Here is an 18031-nt window from a genome sequence, read left to right on the forward strand (position 1 = left end):
GAGCGGATGCCGCGTGCGCGACGCCTCACGCCGCGGGGCCCGGGCCGGCCAGCGAACCGGTCAGCGGCTCGCCGCCCGAACGATTGACGAAGCAGTAGTACGTGCGCTCGCCCGCGGCCCACTGCTCCTCGGTCACGGGGTAGCTGCCCTGCACCTGCAGGTCGGGGATGCCGGCCGCCGCCGCGACGTCGACGATGCCCGCCGCCGTGCAGAGGGTGTTCATCTGCGCGCCGAGCTCGGCCTCGCCCGGGAAGGGCGCCGCCTCGTCGCCGGGCAGCGTGCCCCGGTAGACGAGCTGCGCCGCATGCGCGACGCCGCAGTCGACGACCGTGTACTCCTCGTCCCACGCGGATGCGAAGGGGTCGAGGCACTCGCCGCCGAAGAGCGTGTTCCAGGCGTGCACGCCCATGGGCTGCGGAGCCGTGGGCTCGGCGCTCGGAGTCTCCTCGGCTGATGCGCTCTCGCTCGACGACTGGCTCGCCGAGGCGGAAGCGTCGCCGCCGCCCGCGAGCTTGGACCCGAAGAAGAACAGCCCGACGAGCACGAGCACGCCGACGAGGCCGCCGGCCACCCAGATCAGCGTCTTCACGGTGCGACGATCCTTGCCGGATCCGTTCGAACCGCCGGCCGGGCCCTTGCCCGAGCCGCCGCTGCCACCCGAGCCGCCACTGCCGCCCGAACCGCCGTTGCCGCCGCCCGAGCCACCGCCGTACCCGCCGGAACGCCCGGTGCCGCCACCGGACGAGGTGGCCCCGGTCGACGCACCGGATGCCGCGCTGAACGCGGTGCCCGCGGCGAACCCGCCGCCGGCCGCGATCCCTGCGCCACCGGCCCCGGCGCCGCCGGTGCGCCCGATGGGCGTCACGGCGACCGGACCGGTCGGGGCGAAGAGCGAGGCGAACGGATTGTCGTCATCGCTCGTCGCGGGCTGGTCCGTCGAGCCCGCGGGCGCCCATCGGTCGTCGGCGCCGAGCGGCAGGCGCTCGGTCGCCGGCTGCGCGAACTGGCGGGTCTGCGCCGGGACCTCGGCGAAGCGACCGCTCGCGAACGGATCATTTGAAGCCGGCTCGTTCGCGAACGCATCGTTCGGCAGCGGTGCGGTGTGCAGGAGTTCGGTGTGCGCGGCCGGCTCCTCGTGCTCGGCGAACGCCGCGAACGGGTCGTTCGGCGCGAACTCGTCGAGCTGGGCGTCGTCCTCGACGGGAGCGACCTCGTCGCGCCGGCCGGCCTGGTCGAACCGGTCGAACGCGTCGAACGCGGGCGCGTCGGCCACCGCGGCTCCGATCGCCGGCGCGGCGGCGAGGGCGACGAGCGGCGAGCTCGCCGGCGCGTCGGCGCGAGGGTCGTCGGCCATGGGGTCGGGCGTGATGAACCAGCGGTAGCCGGGCTCCTCGGGCTCCTCGTCGTCGATGACCTCGGGGGCGAATCCGGAGTCCTCCGGAACGGCCGACCATGCGCGTGCACGGGGGGCGACGGGCTCCGGCGTCCACGCGGGCTCGGCGGCATCGTCGTCTCCGAAGGAGAGGCCGAGGGAGGTGAGGCCGCCGGCCTCGTCTTCGGGGGCGAAGGCTGGAGCTGGAGCCGCCGGCGCAGCAGCGGGTGCAGCTGTCGCAGCGGCGGGCACTGCCGTCGCAGCAGCCGCGGCCGCGGCCGCGGCGAAGCCCGGGCGGGGGGCCTCGAAGGCGGGGGCGATCGGCTGGGGCGCGGCCGCCTCGGCGGCGAAGGACGCGAACCTGTTGGCCTGCCGAGCCGGAGCATCGGGGGTCCGTCCGAACGGTTCGAAGGCGGGGCCGGCTTCGGCGACGCGCGCGTCCGCAGGAGCCTCCGCCTCGGCGCGTGCGCCGCCGAGGGCGGCGAGCAGGTCGTCGACCGGCTCGACGCGCTGCTCGACCGGCGGCTGCGCGGCCGGGGCCGCGGCGAAGGCGGGGGACGGGCTGCGAGGGGTGGGCTCGGCGGGCGCCCCGGGCTGACTCGCCCAGGACGACGGGACGGGCGTCTGGGGCGCCGCCGGCGCAGCCTGCGGTGCCTGCGGTGCCTGCGGTGCGGTCGCCGCAGCGGCGGCCGTGGGCCAAGGCGCCGGAATCGACGACGTCGGTGCCGCCGGTGCGGCGCTCGGGACGTCGGCCGGGGCATCCGGAACCGCGGTCTGCTGCTCGAGCGCCATGCGCTCCCGTCGCGTCAGCTCGGGCGCCGGTTCGGGATCGGGCTCCTGCAACGCCGACCAGAGATCGGCGCCGAAGTCGGTCGTCGCCGCGCGGGGCACCGACGCACCGGGCGTGACGGGCGTGAACGAGCTGCGGGCGACGGGCGGCGCCGCGAATCCGGCGAAGGGATCGGCGTCATCGTTCTCGGCCGGTGCCGCGAACGATGCCGAAGGCTGGACGGGCGACGCCGCGGGCGGAACCGGCGATGCCACCGGGGCCGGTGCGGCCGCGGGCTGAGCCGGTGCGGCCGGCGCGGAATCGGGCTGGGAGAGGCGACGGAACGCGTCGCGCAGGGCGTCTTCGGAGTTGATCGGCGCAGCGGCGGCGGGCTCGCCCCAGGTCAGCGCGAACGGCCCGGTCGGCGTGGCCGGACCGGGAACGACCGGGGTCGCGGGTTCGGCCGCGGCGTACCCGGTCGGCGTGCGCCCGAGCGGCGCCTGCCCGACGGGAGGCTCGACGGTCAGCGGCGAGTGCGACGAGGCGGCCGGCGGGCGCTGCGGCATCGCGGGCGCGACGGGCATCACCGGGGTCTGGGGCGACTCCCACGGCTGGGATGCGGCGGGCACGATCGGAATGGCCCGCGTCTGGGCCGGCTCCCACGGCTGCGATGCCGCGGGCGCGACGGGCATGGCCCGCGTCTGGGGTGCCGTCCATGACGGGGTCGCGGGGGCCACGGGCGGCGCTGCCGGGGCCATCGGCTGGGCGGGAAGGACCTCGCCGACCACCGGGAGCGCGCGCGTCGCGGTGTCGCGGGCGGGCGGCTCGGCGAGCGAGAACCAGTCGAGCGATTCCTCGCTGCGGGCAGCCCGGCGGCCCTGTGCGGGCGAAGGGTCCTGCTGGGTGGTCGAGTACGACGGCTGACCGGTCGGCAGCGGCTGGGCCTGCTGGACGGGAGGCTGCGCGGGCTGCGACGGCGCGGCAGAACCTCCGCCGGCGAGTTGTGCCAACAGCCAGTCGGCGTCGTCGCCGCCCAGTCGACCCGTGGTCATCCGGCCAGGCCCAGGTCGTCGAGCCCGATCGCCGCGAGGTACGTCACGCCGGCGGCCTCGATGACCTCCTTCGCACCGGTCGCGCGGTCGACGACCACGGCGACGGCGACGACCTCGGCGCCGACCTTGCGGAGCGCCTCGATCGCCTTCAGCGGCGAACCGCCGGTGGTCGAGGTGTCCTCGAGCACGATGACGCGCTTGCCCGCGAGGTCGGGTCCCTCGACCTGCTTGCCGCGGCCGTGGTCCTTCGGCTCCTTGCGCACGACGAAGGCGTCGTACGCGAGACCCCGGGCAGCTCCCTGGTGCAGGATCGCCGCGGCGATGGGGTCTGCGCCCATGGTCATGCCGCCGACCGCGGCGATGTCGGGCACGTCGGCGATGAGGTCGATCATGACCTGGCCGATGAGCGGGGCCACTCGGTGGTCGAGGCTCACCTTGCGGAGGTCGACGTAGTAGGTGGCCTTCTTGCCACTGGTGAGCGTGAAGTCGCCGTGGAACACCGCATCGGCCGAGATGTGGTCGATGAGCTGCTGACGGACGTCTGCGCTGTGGGGGTCTGGGAGCGTCACCCGAACACTCTACGACGCACTCGCCTGAGAGGAAGGTTCGGATTTCAGCCGACTTCGGGGGCCGAGGCCTTCTCCGCGGCATCCGATCGCGGCTTCGATCGTCCTCCGCCCCAGAAGGATCGCGGCGTCCCGGGGAGGATGCGCGCCCAGAACGGCGGCCGTTCCTCCTCGGTGAGGGCGGCCGGCACCTCGATGTGGAACTGCGCGATCTCCTCGGCGCCGTGGTGCACCACGCGGTAGAGCGCCGTGCCGATCAGCACGCCGAGCGCGATCGACATGACCGAGGTGAGCGCGGAGGCGAAGTTCTCGAGTCCGGCGCTCGTGCCGACCGCCTCCGTGAGGCCCACGAGGCCCGCGGCACCGGGGACGAGCAGCCAGAAGGCGGGGAGGAACGTGAGCTGGGACGGCGCACCACTGCGCAGGGTCGCGATCCACAGCACGACCGGGGTCATCGCGAGCGCGCCGATGAAGCCGCTCACCGCCTGGCCGACGAGGACGGCGCCGACCGCCTGCCCCGCGTACGCGACGAACAGCGCCAGCAGCACCCATCCGAACGTCGAGGGCGGCGCCGAGAAGTGGAGGTAGTTGCCGATCGCGAAGAGCACGACCCCGAGCGCGGGAACCCACCAGGGCAGCGTCGCGGATGCCTCGAGCGGCACGTACGTCGAGTCGTCGACGCCCACCACGGTGCCGGCCGCGAGGATGCCGAAGGAGAGGAGCGCGAGCTGCACGAGGCCGAACACGAGGCGCGAGGCTCCCGAGACCATCTGGCCGGCCGCGAGCTCCACGGTCGCGGTGGTGAGCGCACCGCCGGGCAGGAAGGTCGCGAGCGGGGCGATGAGCAGGCGGATCGGGTCGCCGATCTCGACGTACGGCGCGAGCAGGAACACCGCGATGGCGCAGACGAACGCGGCGAAGACGGGGAACACGAGCTGCAGGGTCGGCGAGCGCACGAGCTTCAGCAGGCCGATGAGCGCGCCGAGCCCGAACGCGATGATCGCGCCCTGCCAGGTCGGTGCGAGCAGCAGTGCGAGACCCGCGGTCAGCAGCGCGTGCCCGAACACCCGCACGAACCACGGGTACCGCTGCCGCATCGCGCCGATCTCGTTGAGCCGGTTGATGCCGTCGAGCGGGTCGATGCTCGCGCGCTTCGCCTGCTCGATGAGCCGGTAGAGCGCGGCGATCTGGTCGAACCTGAACGACGTGTTGATGGCCGAGCGGATGGCGACGCGCCCCTGTTCGGGCTCGCCCGTCTCGATCAGGATGACGGTCGGCAGCACCACGAAGTCGGTGTCGTCGCGCCCGTAGGCCCGCGTGACGGTCTGCATGGTCTCGCCGATGCGATCGACGGATTCGGAGGCGGCGTTCATGCCCTCGGCGAGGCCGAGGAGGAAGCGCCGAAGGACGTCGCGGTCGGCTGCGGCATTCGTCATCGGAGCACCATCCGTCCCCCTGTGCGGCTCGGCATCGAGCCAACAGTATTGGCCCCCCGGGACAGATGAAGGGCCGCCCGACGGAGTGTCCCTCTCCGCGGGCGGCCCTGAGCCGGCGATGCCGGCGATTCGCGCGACTAGATGGTGCGCGCGAAGGTCTCCTTGGGCTGGCGACGGTAGCCGTCGCGAGCCGTGAGCACGAGGGTGCCGACGATGCCGGCGACGGATGCTGCGATGACGAGGATGAGCGTGGCCATGATGGCTCCTGTTCGAAAGATGGTGGCGTTGACCGAACGGATGATGCGCCATTGCATGCCTTCGATACCTCTATGATCCTCCTCGAAACCTTGCAGCACAAGCTCACAAAACTACACTGAACATGTAGCGTGGCTACATGGATGTGAACCGGCTCGACCTCCTCAGGGAACTGTCCGAACGCGGCAGCGTAACCGCCGTCGCCGAGGCCACCGGGCGCACCCCGTCGGCGGTCTCGCAGCAGCTGAAGGTGCTCGAGCGCGAGGCCGGCATGCCGCTCACCGAGCGCAGCGGTCGCGGTCTCGTGCTGACGAACGCCGGCCACGCGCTCGCCCGCAGCGCCACCGAGGTGGCCATCGCCCTCGAGCGGGCGAACGCCCTCTGGGACGAGTTCCGCAACCACCCGAGCGGTGAGGTCAGCCTCGTCACGTTCCCGACGGTCGGCGCCGCCCTGCTGCCCGGCGTCCTCGCCGACCTGTCCCAGGTCGCGGGGCTCGTCGTGCAGTGCACCGACCTGGACCCCGAACTCGCCGGATTCGCCGACCTCACGTCCGAATACGACATCGTGCTCGCCCACACGATGCCGGGCGTGCTGCCGTGGGGCGGCCGCGGACTCACGGTCGTCCCCCTCCTGACCGAGCCGCTCGACGTCGGCGTGCCGATCGGCCACCGCCTCGCGGGGCGATCGAGCGTGACCAGCGCCGACCTCGTCGACGAGACGTGGCTCGGCGTGCCGCCCGGGTTCCCGTTCGAGCGCATCCTGCACGTCATCGAGGAGCAGGGCGGCAAGCGCGTGCACGTCAGCCAGCGCTTCAGCGACATGCGCATCATCGAGGCGTTCATCGCCGCGGGCCAGGGGGTCGCGTTCGTGCCGCGCTACACGTCCGGCGCCGTTCCCGCCGACGTCGTGCTGAAGCCCATCCGCGGCGTGACGGCGATGCGCCAGATCGTCGCCCTCGTGCGGCCCGACGTCGCCGAGCGGCTGGCCGTGCGCACCGTGCTCGACGTGCTCACGACGCGGGCGTCGCGCCTCGAGCAGGCGCACGCGCACCCCTCGCGGGGCAGCGGAGCGGGCGTCTGAAACGCCATGGCGCGGCATCCGACGTGATGACATACTGAGCCTGCTGAGCATCCCTCGAGACCCTCCCCCATGGTCGGGTGATGGCCGGCACGTCGAGGCGCGGCGCTCCGTCGCTTCCGACGACGACCGCAAGGGGGATGCCGATGACCGCCGACCGCCACGCCCGCACGATGCTGCCGATCCCCGATCGGCCCGCACCGGGCCTGACGACGTACGACGCGAAGGATCCGCAGACCGCGTTTCCGCCGATCGAGGTGCTGCTCCCGCCCGAGGGTGCGCCCAACGTGCTCGTCGTGCTCATCGACGACGTCGGGTTCGGCGCCTCGAGCGCCTTCGGCGGCCCATGCGAGACCCCGAACTTCGAGAGACTCGCCGCCGGCGGCCTGAAGTACAACCGCTTCCACACGACCGCGCTCTGCGCGCCCACGCGCCAGGCCATGCTCACCGGGCGCAACCACCACTCCGTCGGCATGGGCAGCATCACCGAGACCGCGACCTCGGCGCCCGGCAACAGCTCGCTCCGGCCGAACACCAAGGCGCCGCTCGCCATGACCCTGAAACTCAACGGGTACTCCACCGCCCAGTTCGGCAAATGCCACGAGGTGCCCGTCTGGCAGAGTTCGCCCATCGGGCCGTTCGACGCCTGGCCCTCGGCCGGCGGCGGCTTCGAGACCTTCTACGGCTTCATCGGCGGCGAGAACAACCAGTGGGATCCATCGCTCTACGACGGCACCACGCCGGTGGAGCCGCCCAAGACCCCCGAGGAGGGCTATCACCTCACCGAGGACCTCGCCGACCGTGCCATCGGCTGGATCCGCACCCAGAAGGCGCTCGCACCCGAGAAGCCGTTCTTCGTCTACTTCGCGCCCGGCGCCACGCACGCACCCCACCACGTGCCGAAGGAGTGGCCCGAGCGGTACGCCGGGGCCTTCGCCGACGGCTGGGACGCGCAGCGCGAGAAGACCTTCGCGCGCCAGAAGGAGCTCGGCGTCATCCCGGCCGACGCGGAACTCACCCCGCGGCACGCCGAGATCCCGGCATGGGACGACATGCCCGACGACCTCAAGCCCGTGCTCGAACGCGAGATGGAGGTGTACGCGGGCTTCCTCGAGCACACCGACCACCACGTCGGCCGCGTGCTCGATGCGATCGAGTCGCTCGGGGTCATGGACGACACCCTCATCTACGTGATCATCGGCGACAACGGGGCCTCCGCCGAGGGCACCGTCAACGGCGCGTTCAACGAGATGGCGAACTTCAACGGCATGGCCGCCCTCGAGACTCCCGAGTTCATGCGGTCGAAGATGGACGAGTTCGGCTCGCCCACCTCGTACAACCACTATGCGGTCGGCTGGGCCTGGGCGATGGACGCCCCGTTCCAGTGGACGAAGCAGGTGGCCTCGCACTGGGGCGGCACCCGCAACGGCACGATCGTGCACTGGCCGCGCGGCATCTCCGAGCCGGGCGGACTGCGGACGCAGTTCACGCACTGCATCGACGTGGCACCGACGATCCTCGAGGCCGCAGGGCTGCCGGAGCCGACCATGGTCAACGGCGTGCTGCAGTCGCCGATGGAGGGCACCTCGATGCTCTACTCCTTCAACGATGCGGATGCCGCGGAGCGCCACGACCTGCAGTACTTCGAGATGTTCGGCAACCGCGGCATCTACCACCGGGGGTGGAGCGCGGTCACGAAGCACCGCACGCCGTGGGAGATGGGCAGCGGTGCGCTCGCGGCTTTCGACGATGATGTCTGGGAACTCTACGACGGCGCCGGCGGCGACTTCAGCCAGTCGCGCGACCTGTCCGCCGAGCATCCCGAGAAGCTGCACGAGCTGCAGCGCCTGTGGCTCATCGAGGCCGTCAAGTACAACGTGCTGCCGATCGACGACCGCGGCGCCGAGCGGATCAACCCGGAGCTCGCCGGCCGGCCGACGCTCATCCGCGGCACGTCGCAGCAGTTCTTCCCGGGCATGGGGCGGCTGTCCGAGAACAGCGTCGTCAACATCAAGAACAAGTCGTGGTCGGTCACCGCGGAGGTCGTGGTGCCCGAGGGCGGCGCGAACGGGGTGCTCATCGCCCAGGGCGGTCGCTTCGGCGGTTGGACGTTGTACCTGCACGAGGGGCGCCCGGTCTTCTCCTACAACCTGCTCGGCATCGCCTCGTTCACGACGCGCGCCGACGACGCCGTGCCCGCCGGTACGCACCAGGTGCGCATGGAGTTCGGGTACGACGGAGGCGGCCTCGCGAAGGGCGGCGACGTCACGCTGTACCTCGACGGCGGCGCGGTCGGCTCCGGCCGGGTCGAGGCCACCCAGGCGATGATCTTCTCCGCCGACGAGACGACCGACATCGGCTACGAATCGGGCACGTCGGTCAGCCCCGACTACTCGGCCGGCACCAGTCGGTTCACCGGACGCATCGAGTGGGTGCAGATCGACCTCGGCGCCGACGACCACGACCACTTCATCGATCCCGACGAGCGGATGCGCATCGCGATGGCCCGCCAGTAGTCGGACATCGACAACTCCTCTGGCCGCCTGCGCCGCCGAGGCTAGACTCGCCAACCATGAGCGACGACGCCATCATCTTCAGCGTGCACGACGGGCTCGCGCACCTCACCCTGAACCGCCCCGAGCGCCTGAACGCCGTCGGGCCCGACGCGATCGCGCTCTGGCACCGCTACGCCGGCGAGATCGCCGATCGCGACGACATCCGCGCCGTGCTCTTCGATGCGAACGGCCGCGCCTTCTGCGCCGGCGGCGATGTGCGCGCCATGTCCGAGCTCGGCGGCGACGGCACGTCGGCCGGTCAGGTCGTCACCGAGCTCGCCGACGCGATCCACGCCGGCCATCGGATGCTGCGCGAGAGCGCCAAGCCGATCGTCGCCGCCGTGCAGGGCCCCGTGGCGGGCGGCGGCCTCGGGTTCATGCTCGTGGCCGACCTCATCGTGGCATCCGACCGGGCGACCTTCGCGAGCCGCTACGCCGATATCGGACTGACGCCCGACTGCGGCGTCAGCACGCTGCTGCCCGAGGCGGTCGGCACGCGCCGTGCGCTCGAGCTCACGCTGACCTCGCGCACGCTCACCGCCGCCGAGGCGCTCGACTGGGGCCTCGTGACCGAGGTGGTGCCCGCCGACGAGGTCGCCACGCGCGCCCGTGCGATCGCCGAGACGTGGCTGACCGGGGCATCCGCCGCCTTCGGCGAGGCGAAGCGCCTCGTGCGCTCGGGGCTCTCACGCGAGTTCCAGGCGGCGCTCGACGACGAGGCCCGCACCATCGGCGCCGCGTTCGACACGCCCGAGGCCGCGGCGCGGGTGGCGGCGTTCGCCGGGCGCAGCGCGCGCGGCTGAGCGGCACGCGCCGCTCCACCGCAGACCCGCTCGCCCGCACGCTGCTCAGGGGAACGAACGCTGCTCAGGCCGATCTCGCGTGAATCGTCCTGAGCACCGCGCGAACGCCTGAGCTGCGGTGGCCGGCGGCCGAGCGAGCCGCCGCGACTAGTCGTGCTGCGGGAAGCCCAGGTTCAGTCCGCCGTGGCTGGGGTCCAGCCAGCGCGAGGTGACGGCCTTCTCCTGCAGGAAGAAGTCGAACCCCTTGGGGCCGTACGCCTTCGCGTCGCCGAAGAGCGAGTCCTTCCAGCCGCCGAACGAGTGGTACGCCACGGGCACGGGGATCGGCACGTTGATGCCGATCATGCCGACCGTGACCTCGCGCTGGAATCGCCGCGCCGCGCCGCCGTCGTTCGTGAAGATCGCGGTGCCGTTGCCGTAGGGCGACCCGTTGACGATCTCGAGGCCCTCCTCGTAGCCCGCGACGCGCACGATCGAGAGCACGGGGCCGAAGATCTCGTCGCGGTAGACGACCGATGAGGTCGGCACCCGGTCGATGAGCGTCGGGCCGAGCCAGAATCCGTCGGCGGCGCCGTCGACCTCGGGATCGCGCCCGTCGACCACGAGCGTCGCGCCGTCGTCGACGGCCACGTCGAGGTAGCCGGCGACCTTGTCGCGGTGCTCGCGCGTGATGAGCGGGCCCATGTCGCATCCGCGGGTGCCGTCGCCGGTCGTGAGCCGCGACATCCGCTCGCTCACCTTGGCGACGAGCTCGTCGGCGACCGAGTCGACCGCGAGCACGACCGAGACGGCCATGCAGCGCTCGCCGGCCGAGCCGAAGCCCGCGTTCACGGCGGCGTCGGCCGCGAGGTCGAGGTCGGCGTCGGGCAGCACGAGCATGTGGTTCTTCGCACCGCCGAGCGCCTGCACGCGCTTGCCGTTCGCCGACGCCGTCTCGTAGATGTACTTCGCGATGGGGGTCGACCCGACGAACGAGATCGAACGCACGACCGGATGCCCCAGCAGGGCGTCGACCGCCTCCTTGTCGCCGTGCACCACGTTCAGCACCCCGTCGGGCAGGCCCGCCTCCTTGAGGAGCTCCGCCATCCAGACGGCGGCGGACGGGTCCTTCTCGGACGGCTTCAACACGACCGTGTTGCCCGCCGCGATCGCGAGGGGGAAGAACCAGAGCGGCACCATGGCCGGGAAGTTGAACGGGCTGATGATGCCCACGACGCCGACGGGCTGCTTCAGCGTGTAGACGTCGACGCCCGTCGAGACGTTCTCGGAGTACTCGCCCTTGGTGTATCCGGGCATCGCGCAGGCGAGCTCGACGACCTCGAGGCCGCGCGCGATCTCGCCCGCGGCATCCGAGGTGACCTTGCCGTGCTCGCTCGTGAGGATCGCGGCGAGGTCGCCCGAACGCGCGTTCAGCAGCTCGCGGAAGGCGAACATCACCTGTTGGCGCTTCGCGATCGACGTGTCGCGCCAGGCCGGGAACGCGCGGGCCGCGGCCTGCACGGCGGCGTCGACGTCGTCGGTCGACGCGAGGCGCACGCGCTTCTGCTCGACGCCGAGGGCCGGGTTGTAGACCGGCCCGGTGCGTTCCGAGGCTCCGGTGGCGGATGCCCCGTCGATCCAGTGGTCGATGGTGGTGGTGGTGCTCATGTTCGTTGCTCCCCTGTCAGTTCCTGGTCTCGATACGCTTCGCTACTCGACCGCCGGTCGGCTTTCGCTACTCGGCCGACGACACGGTCGAGAGCACGTCGTCGTAGATCGCGATGGCCTCAGCGACCTCCTCGGGCGTGACGACGCACGGCGGCACCACGTGGATGCGGTTGTCCTGCACGAACGGCAGGAGCCCGCGGTCGACCATCGCGCCCTTGAGCCGGCCCATCTCGGCGGCCGGCAGCGGCTCGCGCGTCGCGCGGTCGGCGACGAGCTCCAGGGCCCAGAACACGCCCTCGCCCCGCACCTCGCCGATCACGGCGTGCTTCTCGGCCAGTTCGGCGAGCGCGGGCCCGATCTCGGTCTCGCCGATGGCCCGCGCGTTGGCGACGATGCCCTCGGACTCCATGGTGTCGAGCGTCGCGACGATCGACGCCATCGCGAGCGGATGCCCCGAGTAGGTCAGTCCGCCCGGGAAGACGCGGTCGTCGAACGTCTCGGCGACGGGGTCGGAGATGATCACGCCGCCGGCGGGCACGTAGCCCGAGTTCACGCCCTTGGCGAAGGTGATGAGGTCGGGCCGCACGTCGTAGCCGTCGAACGCGAACCACCGGCCGCTGCGACCGAACCCGCACATGACCTCGTCGAGGATCAGCAGGATGCCGTGCCGGTCGCAGAGCTCCCGCACCCCCGAGAGATAGCCGGGCGGCGGCAGCATGATGCCCGCGGTGCCGGGAATCGACTCGAGCAGCACCGCCGCGATCGTCGACGGCCCCTCGGCCTCGATCACGCGGCGCAGGTGCTGGAGGGCGCGCTCGGACTCCTGCTCGGGCGTCGTCGCCCAGAACTCGGAGCGGTAGAGGTAGGGCCCGAAGAAGTGCGCGTGGCCGCGGGCGAACTCGTTGGGGATGCGGCGCCAGTCGCCCGTGGAGACGATCGCGGAGCCCGTGTTGCCGTGGTACGACCGGTAGGTCGAGAGGATCTTGTCGCGCCCGGTGTGCAGGCGCGCCATCCGGATCGCGTTCTCGTTCGCGTCGGCCCCGCCGTTCGTGAAGAACACCTTGCGGAACCCCTCGGGCGCGCGGTCGACGATGCGCTTGGCGGCCTGGCCGCGAGCGAAGTTCACGGTCGACGGCGCGATGGTGGTGAGCAGCTCGGCCTGCTCGCGGATCGCCTCGACGACGACCGGATGCTGGTGGCCGATGTTGACGTTGACGAGCTGGCTCGAGAAGTCGAGGTACTCGCGCCCGGAATGGTCCCAGACGCGGCATCCGCGCCCGCTTGCGATGACGAGCTGGGGCGACTGCGCCTGCGCCGACCAGGAATGGAAGACGTGCTCGTGGTCGAGGTCGCGGGCGATGCGATCGAGGTCTCCGGCGAGTGTGTCGGACATGGGCTTCGCTGCCTTTCAGGTGATGGATGCCGCGCCGCCGACGTGCTCGGCCGGCGGCGCGGCATCCGCTCTGCTAGTTGCCGCCCTCTTCGAGGGTGACGTCGGTGGGCGTCCAGTCGGCGCCGGTGAGGTCGAGGTCTTCGCCCTCGAGCTCGTCGAGCGCCTTCTCGATGTACTCGTTCGACCACGCGGTGGTCGGCGGCTCCTCGGTGATGAGGTGCGCGCCGGTCTCGTTCACCGCGGCGAGCGCCCCGGCGACCGTCTTGTCCCACGCGGCCTCGTCGATGACGCCGATGCCCGCGTCGGACGGCCAGATGAGCTTGTTCGTCTCGTTGACCATCCAGAGCTCGTGGCTGGGACCCCAGCCGGAACCCGCCGCGATCGTGATGTCGGCGGCGTCCTGCGGGTTGGCCGCGGCGAACGCCCAGCCCTTGACGACGGCCTTGAGGAACTTGACCGTCGTGTCCTGGTAGTCGGCGTCGCTGTCGAGCCGCTCGGTGTCGGCCCAGATCGCGTCCTGGAGCATGGCGCCGTCGGTGTCCTCGTAGCTGATGACGTTGAAGTCGTCCTCGGTGTAGAGCTCGCCGGTGTCGGGGTTCACGGTCTCGAGCAGCTGCGCGTACTCGTTGTAGGTCATCGCCTGCGCCGCGTCGATGTCGCCCTGCAGGAACGCGTTCATGTTGAAGTCCTGCGTGATGATCTGCACGGTCGAGGCGTCGAGGCCCTCGGCGGCCATGGCCGCGAAGATCTCCCACTCGTTGCCGTAGCCCCACGACCCGATCTTCTTGCCCTCGAAGTCGGCGACCGAATCGATGCCCGAGTCGGCCCACGACACCTGCAGGGTGCCGGAGCGCTGGAAGATCTGGGCGATGTCGGTGAGGTTCGCGCCCTGCTCGATGGAGCCGAGCACCTTGGGCACCCAGGCGATGGCGTAGTCGACGTCGCCGTTGGCGAGCGCGTCCTGGGGGACGATGTCGCCGCCCGAGGGGATGATCTCGACGTCCAGGCCCTCCTCCTCGAAGTAGCCCTGGTCGACGGCGGCGAAGTACCCCGCGAACTGGCCCTGCGGGAGCCACTGGAGTTGGAGCTTCACCGGGGTGAGCTCGCCCGAGGCGTCGTCTCCGTCGCCGGAGCCGCCGTCTCCGGACGAGCAGGCGGCGAGGAGGAACGCGGCCGTGACGGCGAACGCTCCGGCCGCGATTCCGCGGCGTGTGCTGTGCTTCATGTCAGTCCTTTCCGGATTCTCAGTGCGAAACGGTGGTGCTGGTGGTGCGTGTGAGGGGTCGCCCATCGGGTGGGACGTCTGTGCGGGTCGGACGCGTCATCGCGAACCCCCGGTGCCGGATCGGCGCAGCACGAGTCGCTCGAGCAGGAGCGTGGCGAGGTAGAAGAACAGGCCGAGGGCGATGGATGCCACGACGTACGCCCAGGCGAGGGCGTAGTTGCTCGACGCGGCCGAGGTCGCGATGAGCCCGCCGAGTCCGCCGCGCGGGCCGCCGAAGTACTCGGCCACGAGGGCCGAGATCACCGCGAGCGATGACGCGATGCGGATGCCGGTGAGGATGAACGGCCTCGCCGTGGGGAGCGTGAGCGTGCGCAGCACCTGCCCGGGCGTCGCCGCGTAGGCGCGCATGAGCTCGCGGTGCACGGGCGTCGTCTGCCGGAACCCGCGCAGGGTGTTCACGAAGACGGGCACGAACGAGGCGATCGCGGCGATCGCCTGGCGTCCGAACTGGCTGTCGGCGCCGAACATCGAGTTCAGCACGGGCGCGAGCGCCACGATCGGCACGACCGCGAGCGACGCGATGACGGGCGCGCTCATGCGGTCGACGGCGCTCCACCTCGCGGCGAGCGCGGCGAGGGCGATGCCGAGCAGCGAACCGACCACGAGGCCGACGAGCGCGTTGGTGCCCGTGATGAGCGTGGCCGACACGATGGAGTCCCACGACGCGACGAACTCCTCGACGATCGAGGCGGGGCTCGGCAGCAGGTAGTCGGAGACGCCGACGACGCTGACGAGGAACTGCCAGGTGCCGAGCACGATCGCCCCGACCGCGATCGGCGCGATGATGCGCAGGGTCGCCTCGGTGCGCGGGCTCATGCGCGCCGGGCGACGGGCGCCTCCCGGGCGCCTGCCCTGCACGGTGCGCGTCGGCACGGTCGCGGTCATCAGCGGGTCTCCACTCCGCGGGCGCCGGCGGCGACGGGTGCGCCGTGCAGCGCCTCGCGCACGGCGGTGACCATGTCGAAGAAGGAGCGGTCCTCGCGGAGGCCGTCGGTGCGCGCGGCGCGGGCCGCGGCATCCGCCCCGGCGACGCCGGCACCGAGGCGCATGGGCACGATCTCGCGGATGCGCCCGGGCCGCGGCGACATCACGACCACCCGGTCGCTGAGGAACACGGCCTCGGGGATCGAGTGCGTCACGAACACGACGGCCGCGCCCGTCTCGGCCGAGATGCGCACGAGGTCGGACTGCATCTTCTCGCGCGTCATCTCGTCGAGGGCGCCGAACGGCTCGTCCATGAGCAGGAGTCGCGGCTGCTCGGCGAGCGAGCGGGCGATCGCGACGCGCTGCTGCATGCCGCCCGAGAGCTGGTCGGGGTAGCGGTCGGCGAAGTCGGCGAGGCCGACCATGTCGAGCAGCTGCTCGACCTTGGCCCGGCGAGCGGCGGATGCCACGCCGTGCAGCTCGAGCGGCAGTGCCACGTTCGCGGCGACCGTGCGCCATGGCAGCAGGCCGGCCTGCTGGAACGCGATGCCGTACTCCTGGTCGAGGCGCGCCTGCGTCGGCGTCTTGCCGAACACCGTGATCGCGCCGGAGCTCGGCTCGTCGAGGTCGGCGATGAGGCGCATGAGCGTCGACTTGCCGCATCCGCTCGGGCCGATGAGCGAGACGAACTCGCCGGGGGCGACCGCGAGGTCGATGCCCTCGAGCGCGTGCACCAGACCGCCGCGGGTCTCGAAGACCTTGTCGACGGCGGCGACCTGCACGGCGGGCACCGTGGGAGCGGCGGCAGCAGGGGCGGCGGCACCGGGTGCTCCGGCAGCGGCGGGGGTCTCGGGAGCGCTCATGCGGCTTCCTCCGTTCGTCGGTAGTTCTTGAGGATCACGCCGAGCATGGCGACCGAGCCGGCGGCCACGAGCCCGAGGACGACGGCGCCGAAGATCGGGCCCCAGGCCTTGGCCGGGTCGCCCGACGCCTGGCCGGCGAACTGGATGAGCAGGCGCCCGATGCCGCCCTGCAGGCCGGTCGAGACCTCGGCCACGACCGCGCCGACGACCGCGTTCGCGGCGCCGAGGCGGAGGGCCGGCAGCAGGTAGGGCACCGCAGCCGGGAAGCGCAGCTTCACGAGCGTCGCCCAGTACCCGGCCGCGTAGGTCTGCATGAGCTCCTCGTGGATGCGGTCGGGCGACTGCAGGCCCTTCAGCGCGCCGATCGCGATGGGGAAGAACGCCAGGTAGCTCGCGATGAGCGCGACCGACATCCAGTCCTGCCACTCGAACGAGCCGATCTCGACGCGCGAGCCCCAGCTCTTCACGATCGGCGCGAACGCGATGAGCGGCACGGTCTGGCTGAGCACGATCCAGGGCAGCAGGCCCCACTCGGCGAGCCGCCACCGCTGCATGACGAGCGCGAGCCCGACCCCGACGACCACGCCGACAAGCCACCCGGCGGCGGCGATGCCGAGCGTCGTGAGCGCGCCCAGCGCGACCACGCCCCACAGGGGCTGCGCCGACGGCGAGCGCGTCACGGGTTCGGCGAGACGCGTGAGCATGTCCCACACGTGCGGCATGGCCAGGTCGGTGGTGCGGGGCAGCACCCGGGTCTCGCCGATGAGCACGCCGTCGGCCGGCGCGAGCAGCTTGTACCCCTCCCACAGCACGACGAGCAGCAGCACGCCGAAGATGCCCCAGCCGAGGGCGGCGAGCCGTCGCCGTGCCACCGCGCCGCCGCGACGTGGGCCGCCGGTCGCGCCGGGCGAGCGGATGCCGGGCGCGGACGCCGTGCCCGCGGCATCCGCCGCCGGCTTCGGGTCGCGCACGTCGACGTCCGTCATGCCTTCGCCGTGATGTGGGCGGAGAGCGCGGGGATCACGGTCTCGCCGTAGACCCGCAGCGTCTCCTCCTTGTTGTCGTGCTGGAGGTAGCCGGCGAACTGGTCGACGCCGAGCTCGGCGAGCTCCTTGAGCTTCGCGATGTGCTGGTCGGCCGAGCCGAGCACGCAGAAGCGCTCGACGATCTCGTCGGGCACGAACGACGTGTGCGTGTTGCCCGCGCGGCCGTGCTCGTTGTAGTCGTAGCTCTCGCGGCCCCGGATGTAGTCGGTGAGGGCGTCGGGCACCGTGCCGTGCATGCCGTACTTCGCGACGATGTCGGCCACGTGGTTGCCGACCATGCCGCCGAACCAGCGGCTCTGGTCGCGCATGTGCGACCAGTCGTCGCCGATGTACATGGGCGCGGCGACGCAGAACTTGATCGACATCGGGTCGCGCCCGGCCGCCTCGGCGGCATCGCGCACCGTCTTGATCATCCACTTCGCGATGTCGACGTCGGCGAGCTGCAGGATGAAGCCGTCGCCGACCTCGCCCGTGAGCTTCAGCGCCATCGGGCCGTAGGCGGCGACCCAGATGTCGAGCTCGGAGCCCTGGGACCACGGGAACTGCAGCTGCGAGCCCTTGTACTCCACCGACCTCGAGTTCGCGAGCTCGCGGATCACGTGGATCGACTCCCGGAGCTCGGCCATGGTCACCGGCTTGCCGTTCGTGACGCGCACGGCCGAGTCGCCCCGGCCGATGCCGCAGATCGTGCGGTTGCCGTACATCTCATTGAGCGTGGCGAAGATCGACGCCGTCACCGTCCAGTCGCGCGTGGCGGGGTTGGTGACGAACGGGCCGACCTTGATGCGGTGCGTCTCGGAGAGGATCTTGCTGTAGATGACGTACGGCTCCTGCCAGAGCAGGTGCGAGTCGAACGTCCACGCGGTGCTGAAGCCGTACTGCTCGGCGAGCTTGGCGAGGTGCACGGTGCGCGAGGCGGGCGGGTTGGTCTGGAGGACGACGCCGAAATCCATGGGGGGCTCCGTTCGGTGGCTGGCGGTCGGGTGA

The 18031-nt window shown here is 71.8% G+C and carries 13 protein-coding genes; 3 read left to right on the top strand and 10 right to left on the bottom strand.

The window, feature by feature from the left end; genetic code table 11:
- Window positions 1-25: 25 nt before the first annotated feature.
- Genes ACR3IO_RS10165 through ACR3IO_RS10175 form a run of 3 tightly spaced genes read right to left on the bottom strand, consistent with a single transcriptional unit; the run spans window position 26 to window position 5195 of the window.
- Window positions 26-3193 (bottom strand): hypothetical protein, encoded by a 3168-nt coding sequence (locus ACR3IO_RS10165; protein ID WP_434071075.1) that lies wholly within the window; start codon window positions 3191-3193, stop codon window positions 26-28.
- Window positions 3190-3762, bottom strand: coding sequence for an orotate phosphoribosyltransferase (gene pyrE / locus ACR3IO_RS10170; protein WP_434071076.1), 573 nt, complete (start codon window positions 3760-3762; stop codon window positions 3190-3192). The genes ACR3IO_RS10165 and pyrE overlap by 4 nt, the downstream gene beginning before the upstream one ends.
- A 44-nt stretch (window positions 3763-3806) precedes the next feature.
- Window positions 3807-5195, bottom strand: coding sequence for a threonine/serine ThrE exporter family protein (locus ACR3IO_RS10175; RefSeq protein WP_434071077.1), 1389 nt, complete (start codon window positions 5193-5195; stop codon window positions 3807-3809).
- A 394-nt stretch (window positions 5196-5589) separates the two neighbouring features.
- Between ACR3IO_RS10175 and ACR3IO_RS10180 the strand changes: the two genes are divergently transcribed.
- The 3 genes from ACR3IO_RS10180 to ACR3IO_RS10190 all read left to right on the top strand — a co-directional run bounded on the left by ACR3IO_RS10180 (window position 5590) and on the right by ACR3IO_RS10190 (window position 9886).
- Window positions 5590-6531 carry a LysR family transcriptional regulator gene (locus tag ACR3IO_RS10180; RefSeq protein WP_434071078.1) on the top strand — a complete coding sequence of 314 codons (942 nt, stop codon included), beginning with the start codon at window positions 5590-5592 and terminating at the stop codon, window positions 6529-6531.
- Between the two features lie 143 nt (window positions 6532-6674).
- Complete coding sequence (locus ACR3IO_RS10185) at window positions 6675-9044, top strand: sulfatase-like hydrolase/transferase (protein ID WP_434071079.1); 2370 nt, start codon at window positions 6675-6677, stop codon at window positions 9042-9044.
- Between the two features lie 56 nt (window positions 9045-9100).
- Complete coding sequence (locus ACR3IO_RS10190; protein WP_434071080.1) at window positions 9101-9886, top strand: enoyl-CoA hydratase/isomerase family protein; 786 nt, start codon at window positions 9101-9103, stop codon at window positions 9884-9886.
- A 147-nt stretch (window positions 9887-10033) separates the two neighbouring features.
- Here the strand turns inward: ACR3IO_RS10190 and ACR3IO_RS10195 are convergent, their stop codons facing one another.
- The 7 genes from ACR3IO_RS10195 to ACR3IO_RS10225 all read right to left on the bottom strand — a co-directional run bounded on the left by ACR3IO_RS10195 (window position 10034) and on the right by ACR3IO_RS10225 (window position 17997).
- Window positions 10034-11533 (bottom strand): CoA-acylating methylmalonate-semialdehyde dehydrogenase, encoded by a 1500-nt coding sequence (locus tag ACR3IO_RS10195; protein WP_434071081.1) that lies wholly within the window; start codon window positions 11531-11533, stop codon window positions 10034-10036.
- 67 nt (window positions 11534-11600) lie between these two features.
- Window positions 11601-12926: an aspartate aminotransferase family protein gene (locus ACR3IO_RS10200; protein ID WP_434071082.1), complete on the bottom strand. Its 1326-nt coding sequence runs from the start codon at window positions 12924-12926 to the stop codon at window positions 11601-11603.
- 73 nt (window positions 12927-12999) lie between these two features.
- Window positions 13000-14151: an ABC transporter substrate-binding protein gene (locus ACR3IO_RS10205; protein ID WP_434071083.1), complete on the bottom strand. Its 1152-nt coding sequence runs from the start codon at window positions 14149-14151 to the stop codon at window positions 13000-13002.
- A gap of 96 nt (window positions 14152-14247) precedes the next feature.
- Entirely contained in the window at window positions 14248-15096 is an 849-nt protein-coding gene (locus tag ACR3IO_RS10210; RefSeq protein ID WP_434071084.1) for an ABC transporter permease, read from the bottom strand.
- Window positions 15096-15998, bottom strand: coding sequence for an ABC transporter ATP-binding protein (locus ACR3IO_RS10215; RefSeq protein WP_434071085.1), 903 nt, complete (start codon window positions 15996-15998; stop codon window positions 15096-15098). Before ACR3IO_RS10215 ends, ACR3IO_RS10210 begins: the two co-directional genes overlap by 1 nt.
- A complete protein-coding gene (locus tag ACR3IO_RS10220; RefSeq protein WP_434071086.1) occupies window positions 15995-16984 on the bottom strand; it encodes an ABC transporter permease in 990 nt (329 codons plus the stop codon). The genes ACR3IO_RS10215 and ACR3IO_RS10220 overlap by 4 nt, the downstream gene beginning before the upstream one ends.
- Window positions 16981-17997 carry a TIGR03842 family LLM class F420-dependent oxidoreductase gene (locus tag ACR3IO_RS10225; protein ID WP_434071087.1) on the bottom strand — a complete coding sequence of 339 codons (1017 nt, stop codon included), beginning with the start codon at window positions 17995-17997 and terminating at the stop codon, window positions 16981-16983. The genes ACR3IO_RS10220 and ACR3IO_RS10225 overlap by 4 nt, the downstream gene beginning before the upstream one ends.
- Window positions 17998-18031 lie beyond the last annotated feature (34 nt).

Origin of the sequence: Agromyces sp. Marseille-Q5079 (genome assembly GCF_051016555.1) — a bacterium.
In the GTDB taxonomy this organism is placed as follows: Bacteria; Actinomycetota; Actinomycetes; order Actinomycetales; family Microbacteriaceae; genus Agromyces.